Raw genomic sequence first — 10,085 nt, forward strand, 5'->3', positions numbered from 1 at the left:
GGTCGAAGCGCGCAGCGAAATCTTGCCTTCGATCTTGGGCGCTTCGAGTCCGGGCATGCCCTTTTCGAGCACGAAGCCCCTGATCTTGCCGTCATGCGCCTCGCTCTTCGCCCAGACGACGAACACGTCCGCGAACGGCGAATTGCTGATCCAGGTTTTCGAGCCGGAAATGACAAAGCCATCGCCGTCCCGCTTGGCGACCGTGCGCATCGCGCCGGGATCGGAACCGGCATCGGGTTCGGTCAGGCCGAAGCATCCGATCAGTTCGCCCGCAGCGAGGCCGGGTAAATATTTGGCCTTCTGCTCGTCCGAGCCATAGGCATGGATCGGATACATCACGAGCGAGGACTGGACCGAGGCCATACTGCGATAGCCGCTGTCGACCCGCTCGATCTCTCGCGCGACGAGCCCATAGGCGACGTAGCCCGCACCCGCGCCGCCAAACTCCTCGGGAATCGTGACGCCCAGCAGGCCGGCCTGGCCGAACAGTTTGAACAGTTCGGGCGCTGCGGCTTCCTCGCGGAAAGCGGTAATCACCCGCGGCTGCAATTCGCTCTGCGCGAAGCCATGCGCGGCATCGCGGATCATGCGCTCTTCTTCGCTGAGCTGGCTTTCTAGGTCGAACGGATCGGACCAGTCGAACGGAACCATGCCGGACATGCAGGATAGTCTCCTCTGAAACCGGTTCCTTAGCCGCGCCTTGCACCCGTGCCAAGCGTCAGAGCTTGCCGAATTTTTCCTCGAAACCGGTCATGTCGTCCGCCGCAAGGAACTTGGCCTGTTCGACCCAGCTGTCCCGCCGGATCCGGCCCTGGAATTCGCCCAGCAGGGCATCGATCCGGTCGATTTCAGCATCGTCCCAGGCCGCGATCTCGGACAGGCGGGTAATGCCCTGTGCGTTGAGCAAACCGGCCAGCTTCGGACCAAGCCCCTTGATCCGGGTGAGGTCGTCTCCAGCGATTGCGGGAGCAATGCCGGGCTCCGCTGTTGTCAGGGGTTGGGGCCGAGCGGGCGCATCGATCAAGGCCTGGTTGCGTCTCGCGGGGCCGGCGCCTTCATCGAGCACATCGAAGGTCTTCAGATCGACGCGCGCCTTGCGGTAGCCGACAAACAGCCACCAGGCGACGAAGATCCCGATCGCCAGCGCGAGCGCGAAGGCCCACCAATTGGCTTCCACGAGTTCCATCATTGCGCCTGTTCCCCTTCGCCGTCAGCGGTCCTGCCCCAGATAGCCCAGCCGATGCCGATGCCCAGCAAATAGGTTACCTCGAGCAACACGATCAGTTCGAGCCAGATCGGCATTAGCGATTTTCCCCTGTCATCGCGGCCCCGGAGTGTCCACCGGCGTCGGTTTGACCGGGACGGTTTCGATCACTGTGAATTCGATCCGCCGATTGGCGGGATCGAGCGGGTCGAGCCCTTCGACGGGCTGGGCCGAGCCAACTCCCTGGGTCCGCAAGCCATCCGCGGGAATTCCGCGCCGGATGAGCGCGTCGCGCACCGCATCGGCCCGTTCGCGCGACAATGCAAGATTGCCGGGCTCCTCTCCCGACGCATCCGTGTGCCCGGTTATCGCGATGATGCTGCCGAGGCAGGGGCGCAGGGCGTCGGCCACTTCGTTGACCAGGTCCCGGCTGGACATGTCGATCCGCGACGAGCTCTCCTCGAAGCGGATTGTCCTTGTGCGCAGCAAGGCCTGCACATCTTCCTGGCAATTGAGCGGACGGAAGGTTTCACCCTGGCTCGAAGCAAGTGCCGAACCATCGGCCCAGCGGATGCCGCCAACCCCGGGGATGGCGGCGACGGTCTTGGCGATCCGGTCGCGGGCGGCTTCGCTCAATCCCTCGCCGCCCGAAAGCAGCGGATGCCGGCTGGGAAACCCCGAAAGGCCGAAAAAATCGGCGCTTACGCTCGCCGAGCCCGTTTGCCTGATGGCCCGTTCGGCCTGCTCCGACAGGCGACCGGCAAGAGTGTCGGCACTGGTTCGCGCGGCAATGAGTGCCAGCAGGACAATCGAACCCGCGCCAAGCGCTATCAGAATCGGGGGCCTGCGAGACATGGACCGACCTTATCGGCCTATGATGACCGGCGTCCAGACAAACGGCGAATGATCGCTGAATGACAGGGCCAGCTCATTCCAACGGGCGCATCGGCGCGCAAGTCAGTCGCCTTGGGAAGGGACCACGTTCCTGCGGAACAGGACCCGGTCTTCCGGGCCGAAGCCGCGATGCCAGATGACCCAGCCATAGGCGCCCAGGATCAGCGGCACACCCACGGCAAGTTCGAACCATTCGGGCGTGTAGCGGGTCACGAACCATCCCACGATCACCGCCGGCGCGACCGCGTATATCAGCGCCCAGCGGAAATTGTTTACCGATTCACCGAGCATCCGGCCGAGCATGAAGCTCTTGATCAGCGATGCGGTGCCGAGCGCGATGAACAGGGCGAGCGCGGCCGCCGCCGCCTTCCACACTTCGGGCAGGCCGTAATGCTCCACTGTCATTATGAAAGCGATTGTCAGCGTCGCCTGGAGCGCGATCGTGAACAGCGAAACCCAGAGATTGCGGACCCTTGCCATATAGATCAGCGCGGCCTCGGAAACGACCGCCAACGCAGCAACCACTTCAGCGGCAAGGAGCAAGGTCAGCGCGCCGGTCCCGCCGACGAAATTCGGCCCGACCAGGCCCATAATCGCCTCGCCCGGGATCCCCAATGCCAGCGCGATCCCGGCCTGCATCGCAAGGATCCAGAATCCTACCTGGCAGACTTGCTTGGCAATCGCCCCGTAATCGTGGTTCCTGAGGGCCCGGGTGATGACCGGGCCGAGAATCGGCTCGAAACTGGTCTTGAGCTTGCTCGGCAGCGAAGCAACCTGCTGGGCAATGTAATAGACGCCCACTGCGCCCGGCGATGCAAATTGCGCGAGGATCGCCAGGTCGAGCTTGCGCGTTCCCCATTCGACTGCATCCGCACCGGCCAGCGGGAGGTTGCGCCACGCAAGCAGGCCGATCCGCGCGGGGTGGGGAATCCAGCCGCGCGGCAGGCCATAATGCCGGATGACGGGGACAAAAGCGGCAATGCTGGCCCCGAAAATCGAGGCGATATAGGCGAGTTCGAGCCCGTCGTCCGGCATGAGCAGGAACAGGACCGCTGCCGCGATCGAAATGATCCAGGGCTCGACGACTGCGCGCGCCTTCACCGTGCTGCCGACATCGTAACGATAGGCGCACCCGGCGAGCGCGATTTCGGTCAATGCAAAGGGCAGGATCGTGAGCGGCAGGAGCATCGACCATTGCCCGTTCTGTCCGTTCGGGAACATCGGGTCGGGAAACAGGAACAGCAGCCCCATCATCAGCAGCGACGAGACCATGCTCATCACCATGCCATCGGCAATGATATGCGATTCCGGCTGGCCGTCCGCATGGCTCAACTGGTGGGCCAGTCCGCGCTTCTGGCCGAGAACCGCCAATTGGCTGGCGAGCTCGATTATCACCAGCGCGGCGGCAAAGCGGCCCAGCATCTCGTCGCCATAGAGGCGTCCAGCGATGAACAGGAACGGCAGGCGCGCCGCAAGCCGCAGCAGGAAGCCGAAGAAATTGGTCCGCCCGCCCTTGGCGAGTGCGGCAATGTCGTGACCGGAGCCTTCGCTGCTCAAACGTCCGGACCTTCTGCCTTGAGCGGCCGGGCAAGCAGCGCCGAGACAACGCCTTCGACGGGAGCACCGCCAAGCAGGTCGTCGACTGCCTCGCAGATCGGCATGGCGACGCCAAGCGAGCGCGCCTTTTCGACCAGCACCGGCGCGGTATGCGCTCCTTCCGCGACGGTGGTGCGGTTGGCCATCAGGGTTGCGGGCGACTGCCCTTCGCCCAGCGCCTTCCCGAGCGAGAAATTGCGGCTCGAGGTCGAAGAACAGGTCAGCACCAGATCGCCCAGGCCGCAAAGGCCGGACAGCGTCTCGCGCCTCGCGCCAAGCGCCTCGCCGAAACGCTGCATTTCCGCATAGCCGCGCGCGATCAGGGCAGCCCTGGCATTCTGGCCCATGCCAAGTCCCTCGACCACGCCGCAGGCAATGGCGAGGACATTCTTGACCGCACCGCCGATCTCCGCACCGACAAGGTCGTCGGAATAATAGGGCCTGAACGCGGGTCTTGCGATTTCTTCCCCGATGCGGTCCCACTGCTTCTCGCCGCCGCCGCAAGCCAGGGTGACCGCGGTCGGAAGGCCGGCCGCGACTTCATGGGCAAAGGTGGGTCCCGAAAGGACCGCGATTTCGCTCTCCGGCGCGGCTTCGCACGCGACTTCGGCCATCAGCCGCCCGGTCCCGGCCTCGATCCCCTTGTTGCAGAGCACCAAGTCGCGGGGGAACCGCGGAAATGTCGCCAGGACCCTGCCCATGTGCTGGGCGGGCGTGACCAGGAGGACGATGTCGCGCTCCGCTGCTTCCGCGATGTCGCCGGTCGCGCGGATCGCGGGTGCGAGTTTGGCCGAGGGAAGGTAGAGGCTGTTGCGATGGCTCTGGTTGATTTCCTCGACCAGCTGCGGCTCAAGCGCCCACAACAGGACCTCGCGTCCATCGCTGGCGAGCATTTGCGCCAGGGCCGTGCCCCAGGCGCCGGCGCCGACCACCGCAATCCGGCTCATGCCTTCACCCCCGCGCCGCGAACCGGCTCGGCTGAAGGGTCGAGCGGCCAGCGTGGCCTGGCGGCGATGTCGAGCGGATCGCTCCTGCCCTGTGCCAACAGTTCCAGCCCGGCCCACGCGATCATCGCGGCATTGTCGGTACACAAGGGCAAGGGCGGGGCGACGAAGCGCAATCCGCGTTCTGATGCCGCCTCTTCCAGTGCCGCGCGAATCCGCAGGTTTGCCGCAACCCCTCCGGCGACCACCAGCGCGGTGATCCCGTCCATCCTTTCGAGCGCCATTGCCAGGCGATCGAGCACGCATTCGATGGCCGCCTGCTGGAAGCTCGCGGCGATGTCGGCATCCGCGTGCCGGCCGCTTTCCTTGGCCCGCAGGACCGCGCTCTTCAGCCCGGCAAAGCTGAAATGCGGCTCTTCGCTGCCGAGCAGCGGGCGCGGCAGCGGCACCGCTTGCGGGTCGCCTCCCTTTGCCAGATTTTCGACCGACGGCCCCCCGGGATAGGGCAAGCCGAGAATCTTGGCGGTCTTGTCGAATGCTTCGCCCAAGGCGTCGTCGATCGTGGTCGCAAGGCGGCGATATTCGCCGACGCCATCGACCTGCAGGATCTGGCAGTGCCCGCCCGACACCAGCAGCAGGCCATAGGGAAACTCCAGTTCCGGATCGGCGAGGCGCGGCGACAGCGCATGGCCTTCAAGGTGGTTGATCGCGATCAGCGGCTTGTCGCTTGCCATCGCGAGCGCCTTGGCGCTGACCAGCCCGACCATCACGCCGCCGATCAGCCCCGGTCCGGCCGTCACCGCAATCGCATCGACCTCGTCCAGGGTCATCCCGGCATCGTCCAGGGTTGCCGCGATCAGCGGGGCCAGTCTCTCGGCATGGGCCCGCGCGGCGATCTCCGGAACGACGCCGCCAAAGGGGCGATGGGCGTCGTCCTGGCTGGCGATCCGCTGCGCAAGGATACGCCGGTCGGACGCGACCAGTGCAGCCGCAGTCTCGTCGCAGCTGGATTCTATGCCGAGGATCCTCCTCATCCGGGGTTTCACTGGACGCAAATGCGGCTTAGGGCAAGCGCGCCAGCATGAGCCAGACCGTCAAACTGCGCCTTGGAACCCGTTCCTCACCGCTTGCCATGGCGCAGGCACATGAAGCACGTGCTCGGCTGTGCGCCGCGCATGGCTGGGACGAATGTGCGGTCGAGCTTGTTCCGGTCCTGGCCAGCGGCGACAAGGTGCAGGACCGGCCGCTATCGGAAATCGGCGGCAAGGCGCTCTGGACCAAGGAACTCGATGCCTGGCTCGCGGAACAGCGGATCGACGCCGCGGTCCATTCGATGAAGGATGTCGAGACAATCCGCCCGCCGGAACTGGCGATCGCCGCGATCCTGCCGCGGGCCGACATCCGCGATGTGCTGGTGGGGGCGGCGAGCATCGCGGAATTGCCGCATGGCGCACGCGTCGGCACCGGCGCGCCTCGCAGGGCCGCGCAATTGCTCAATTTGCGGCCCGATTGCGCAATCGTTCCGTTTCGCGGGAATGTCGCGACGAGGCTGGCAAGGATCGGGGCAGGGGAGGCCGATGCGACATTCCTGGCGGCGGCGGGCCTCGAACGGCTTGGACTGAAGGATGTTGGATCGAAGCTTGAGCCTTGCGACTGGCTTCCGGCAGCGGCTCAAGGGGCCATCGGGATCGAATGCCGTTCCGGCGACACGTCCACGATGGACTTGCTGGCGGCGATCGACCATCCTGCCAGCCGCAACCAGGTGCTGGCCGAACGGGCCTTGCTCGAAGGCCTTGGCGGCTCTTGCCACAGTCCGGTTGCGGCCCTCTGCACAGGGGAAGACAAACTCGCGATGCGAGCCGCATTGTTCAGCGGGGACGGCCGCGACAAACTCGAGCGAAGCGTTGAGTTTGCTGCGCGCGATCTCGCTGCGGCGCGCGCGCTGGCACAGGAATTGCTGGAATGCGCCGGCCCCGCCATTCGCAAGACTTTCGCGGGCCGGCCATGACAGCGATCGTGGCGATCAGGCCGGAACCTGGCCTTTCTTCGACCATAGCAGCCTGCAAGGAGTTGGGATTGTCCATCGTAGGGTGGCCGCTGTTCGAGATCGGGCCTTGCGACTGGAATCCCCCACCCGTTGAGGCGATCGATGGCCTCCTCCTGGGCAGCGCCAACGCCATTCGCCATGGCGGCGAGCAGCTGGCGCAATTCCGGGACAAGCCCGTCTATGCGGTCGGAGAGGGCACGGCGATTGCCGCGCGGGAGGCCGGCTTCGATGTCGCGCTTGCGGGCGAGGGCGGACTGCAATCCTTGCTCGACCGCCTGGAAGGCAGGCAATTGAAATTGTTGCGGCTTGCCGCAGCAGATCGGGTTGCAGTCCAGCCTCCTGCGGGAGTCGAGCTAACGACCCGCGTCGCTTACCAAAGCGCGCCGCTGGCGATGCCCGAGGGCCTGCACGCCGTACTGCGGAAGGGCGCCCTGGTGCTGGTCCATTCGGCGGCGGCCTTGCGGCACCTCGCCGCGCAGTGCGACGAACAATCGCTTGATCGCGGGCGAATTTCGCTGGCCGCGCTCAGCCCGCGGATAGCCGAATCCGCCGGTCCAGGCTGGCACAGGGTCGAGGCGGCGGAGTTTCCGCGGGAAACGGCACTACTGGCGCTTGTTCGGCACATGTGCCAAATACTGCCCAAAGGCTAGGCGGGCGCAGCCGGAAAAATATGAACGACGACTTTTACACCAGGATGCAGAAAAAGACGGAAGTGCAGCAGATGCCGGCAAGTCGTCTGCTCTTGCTCGCCGTCGTCGCATCGTTCCTGCTCGGCGCAGCGGTGGTCGCGATCGTGACCTGGAACTGGGATCTCGATCCATTCGGTGGAGCTGAAGAGAGGGCGGCTTCCGATTCCGCGTCTCAAGCGCTGGCCGGACCGGGCACCGGTTCGTCCGATAACGCAGAAGTGGCGCGCACCGCGAGCGCGGCAGCCAACGAGGCGGCGGTCGCCGTGCAGGCGGCCGAGAAAGTCGCCGAGCAGCAGGGCGGGCTCGATTCGCGCGTGGCCGCGATGGAGCAGCGGCTCACCCAGCTCGATCTGCAGGCCCAGGCGGCCTACAGCAATGCCTCGCGTGCCGAAGGACTGCTCGTTGCGTTTGCCGCAAGGCGGGCGATCGAACGCGGTTCCCCGCTCGGCGATTTCGAGGAACAGCTTAAAGTGCGCTTCGGCGATGCTTACCCCAATGCGGTCGATGCCGTGATAAGGGCGGCAGAACGGCCGGTGACCGTGGACAAACTCCGGGGCAGCCTCGATGCCATGGCGCCCGACCTGCTCGACGATCCGGAACAGGAATCCGGCTGGGAATGGTTCACCCGCGAAATCGGCCAGCTGTTCATCATCCGCCGGGAATCGACTCCGTCGCCCGCTCCCGCAAGGCGTCTGGAACGGGCGCGGATCTTCCTGGAAGCCGGCCAGATCCAGAATGCCATTCTCGAGATCGAGCAAATGCCCGGGGCGGATCGGGCGACTCAGTGGCTCGCCGATGCGGAACGCTATGCCGCCGCCTTGCGCGCGCTCGACCTGATCGAAACTTCCGCCATCAGGAGTCCAGAGAATCTCCGCGATGTGAGGGACGAACGGTTCGAATAGGCTGGCGCCTCAGGCGCGCAGCAGTTCGGGCAGTTGGCCGCTCATGCCGCGGGCTTCGTCCATGAAGAATCGCTTCAGCAGCGGCATGCGCTGCACTCCGGCCATGCCGAGGCGCCTGATCGCGGACGCCGTGCGACCTTTCACGCCGAACAGTCGCGTGAGCCCGTCGGTGGCGAGCGCGACACTGAAATTGTCGAGATTGCGCCAGCGCTCGTAGCGCGCGAGCAATTGCGCATCGCCGGGCTCGAGGCCCAGCCGCATCCCGTCGAGCAGCACTTCGACCAGCGCCCCGACATCGCGCAGGCCGAGATTGAGGCCTTGCCCGGCGATCGGATGGATGCCGTGCGCGGCATCGCCGACCAGGGCGAGCCGGTTGGCGGTGATCCGCGCCGAGTGCTGGAAGCCGAGCGGATAGGACGATCGCGGGCTGTTGAGGCGGATTTCACCGAACAGACCGTCCATCCGCTTCTGGACTTCGGCGAGGAAGCCGCGCTCGGACAGCTTGAGCACGCCCTCGGCGTCCTTCTCCGCGACCGTCCAGACCAGCGCGCTGCGATGCTGCCCGCCCGGACCGTCCTTCATCGGCAGGAGCGCGAACGGTCCGGCGGGATAGAAGATCTCCCAGGCGACATTGTCGTGCGGCTTTTCATGATCGAGACCGACGATGATCGCGCGGTGCCGGTAATCCCAATGCGCCATCGGCAGGCCGGCCTCCTCGCGGGTCGGCGAACGGCGGCCTTCGGCGGCCACCATCAGCGCCCCTTCCACGACAACGCCATTCGCCAGTCTGGCGGAAACCCCGTGCTCGCCGCGTGTCCGCTCGAGCACCTCGACCGGCGCGTGCCAGTGGATCAGCTCCTCTTCGCGCGCGGCTTCGAACAATGCGAGCCGCAACTCGCGATTGGCGAACATCAGGCCCAGAGAGTCTTTGGGCGAGCCTTCGTGCTCGTCGGGGGTGAAATCGATCCGCCCCGGGCGCATCGCATCGGTCACCGCGATCGACGCAATCGGGCAGCCATGGGGAGCGAGCCGGTCGGCCAGGCCGATATTGGCGAACAGGTTCCAGCTGGCAGTGGAGATTGCCGAGGCGCGGCCATCGAAGCCATCCGCCGTCAGCGAAGCGGGATCCGCGCGGTCGACCACATGGCTCGAAATCCCCTTGCGGGCTGCGGCCAGCGCCAGCGTCATGCCGACAAGGCCGCCGCCAAGGATCAGCAGATCGCGCTTCTCGCCCATTTCCGCTCCTTGAAACTCCATGGCCGAAGCTCTAGGCCGAGCGTCCTATCCAAAGCAAGCTCGCTCGATCGCGGGGAGACAGAAGCACGTGCCGGTCAGCCGGGTATTCCTGCAGTTCCTGATCCTGGTCCTGGTGGCGCTCTCATCAAGCTCCGCCTTGGCCCAATCGCGCGCCAACCATATAGCCGCCGAACTGGTGCCTGAAGGTCCCGCGACACCGGGCGAAGTGCTCGAGGTCGCGCTGCTGATGACGCCCGAGGAGAGCTGGCACGGCTATTGGTCGAATCCCGGCGATGCCGGTTATGCGATCAGCTTCGAATGGGGCATTCCCGACGGCTGGGAAGTCGGCGAACCGCAATATCCGGTGCCCGAAACGCTGCTCATCGCCGACCTCATGAACCATGTCTACGAAGGGCAATATGCGGTGCTGCTGCCGTTCAGCATTCCCGCCGATGCGCGCGAAGGCTCGGTTGTCCCGGTCACGCTCGAAGCCCAATGGCTTGCCTGCACCGACGAAGTCTGCGTTCCCGAACGTGCCTCGCTGGGGACATCGATCGCGATTGGTGGCGATGG

At 65.6% G+C, this 10,085-nt stretch carries 11 protein-coding genes; 4 read left to right on the forward strand and 7 right to left on the reverse strand.

Annotated elements, in window-relative coordinates:
- The 6 genes from AC16XC_RS01475 to tsaD form a co-directional block, all read right to left on the reverse strand.
- On the reverse strand, positions 1-651 hold a 651-nt coding region (locus AC16XC_RS01475), incomplete at its 3' end, for an acyl-CoA dehydrogenase family protein (RefSeq protein ID WP_484032868.1).
- Between the two features lie 67 nt (positions 652-718).
- The gene (locus AC16XC_RS01480) at positions 719-1,189 is read right to left on the reverse strand and encodes a hypothetical protein (RefSeq protein ID WP_484032858.1); all 471 of its coding nucleotides are present in this window, start codon (positions 1,187-1,189) and stop codon (positions 719-721) included.
- A 129-nt stretch (positions 1,190-1,318) separates the two neighbouring features.
- On the reverse strand, positions 1,319-2,059 hold the full coding sequence (locus AC16XC_RS01485; protein WP_484032859.1) for an OmpA family protein: 741 nt from the start codon (positions 2,057-2,059) through the stop codon (positions 1,319-1,321).
- Between the two features lie 102 nt (positions 2,060-2,161).
- Positions 2,162-3,655, reverse strand: coding sequence for a lipopolysaccharide biosynthesis protein (locus tag AC16XC_RS01490; protein WP_484032860.1), 1,494 nt, complete (start codon positions 3,653-3,655; stop codon positions 2,162-2,164).
- Complete coding sequence (locus AC16XC_RS01495) at positions 3,652-4,641, reverse strand: NAD(P)H-dependent glycerol-3-phosphate dehydrogenase (protein ID WP_484032861.1); 990 nt, start codon at positions 4,639-4,641, stop codon at positions 3,652-3,654. The genes AC16XC_RS01490 and AC16XC_RS01495 overlap by 4 nt, the downstream gene beginning before the upstream one ends.
- On the reverse strand, positions 4,638-5,672 hold the full coding sequence (tsaD, locus tag AC16XC_RS01500) for a tRNA (adenosine(37)-N6)-threonylcarbamoyltransferase complex transferase subunit TsaD (protein ID WP_484032862.1): 1,035 nt from the start codon (positions 5,670-5,672) through the stop codon (positions 4,638-4,640). Before tsaD ends, AC16XC_RS01495 begins: the two co-directional genes overlap by 4 nt.
- A gap of 47 nt (positions 5,673-5,719) precedes the next feature.
- Between tsaD and hemC the strand changes: the two genes are divergently transcribed.
- Genes hemC through AC16XC_RS01515 form a run of 3 tightly spaced genes read left to right on the forward strand, consistent with a single transcriptional unit; the run spans position 5,720 to position 8,276 of the window.
- Complete coding sequence (hemC, locus tag AC16XC_RS01505) at positions 5,720-6,646, forward strand: hydroxymethylbilane synthase (protein ID WP_484032863.1); 927 nt, start codon at positions 5,720-5,722, stop codon at positions 6,644-6,646.
- Positions 6,643-7,335: a uroporphyrinogen-III synthase gene (locus AC16XC_RS01510; protein WP_484032864.1), complete on the forward strand. Its 693-nt coding sequence runs from the start codon at positions 6,643-6,645 to the stop codon at positions 7,333-7,335. Before hemC ends, AC16XC_RS01510 begins: the two co-directional genes overlap by 4 nt.
- 20 nt (positions 7,336-7,355) lie before the next feature.
- Complete coding sequence (locus tag AC16XC_RS01515; RefSeq protein WP_484032865.1) at positions 7,356-8,276, forward strand: hypothetical protein; 921 nt, start codon at positions 7,356-7,358, stop codon at positions 8,274-8,276.
- 9 nt (positions 8,277-8,285) lie between these two features.
- Here AC16XC_RS01515 and AC16XC_RS01520 read toward each other — a convergent pair whose 3' ends face one another.
- Positions 8,286-9,533 (reverse strand): FAD-dependent monooxygenase, encoded by a 1,248-nt coding sequence (locus AC16XC_RS01520; RefSeq protein WP_484032866.1) that lies wholly within the window; start codon positions 9,531-9,533, stop codon positions 8,286-8,288.
- Positions 9,534-9,600: 67 nt separating this feature from the next.
- On the opposite strand from AC16XC_RS01520, the gene AC16XC_RS01525 reads away from it, so the two are divergent.
- Positions 9,601-10,085, forward strand: a 485-nt coding sequence (locus tag AC16XC_RS01525) for a protein-disulfide reductase DsbD domain-containing protein (protein ID WP_484032867.1), incomplete at its 3' end; no start/stop codon positions are given.

Source organism: Candidatus Andeanibacterium sp. (assembly GCF_057143545.1).

Coding starts and splice junctions, on each gene's coding strand:
- AC16XC_RS01480 (WP_484032858.1), bottom strand. CDS start 1,189: ATGATGGAACTCGTGGAAGCCAATTGGTGGGCCTTCGCGCTCGCGCTG.
- AC16XC_RS01485 (WP_484032859.1), bottom strand. CDS start 2,059: ATGTCTCGCAGGCCCCCGATTCTGATAGCGCTTGGCGCGGGTTCGATT.
- AC16XC_RS01495 (WP_484032861.1), bottom strand. CDS start 4,641: ATGAGCCGGATTGCGGTGGTCGGCGCCGGCGCCTGGGGCACGGCCCTG.
- tsaD (WP_484032862.1), bottom strand. CDS start 5,672: ATGAGGAGGATCCTCGGCATAGAATCCAGCTGCGACGAGACTGCGGCT.
- hemC (WP_484032863.1), top strand. CDS start 5,720: ATGAGCCAGACCGTCAAACTGCGCCTTGGAACCCGTTCCTCACCGCTT.
- AC16XC_RS01510 (WP_484032864.1), top strand. CDS start 6,643: ATGACAGCGATCGTGGCGATCAGGCCGGAACCTGGCCTTTCTTCGACC.
- AC16XC_RS01515 (WP_484032865.1), top strand. CDS start 7,356: ATGAACGACGACTTTTACACCAGGATGCAGAAAAAGACGGAAGTGCAG.
- AC16XC_RS01520 (WP_484032866.1), bottom strand. CDS start 9,533: ATGGAGTTTCAAGGAGCGGAAATGGGCGAGAAGCGCGATCTGCTGATC.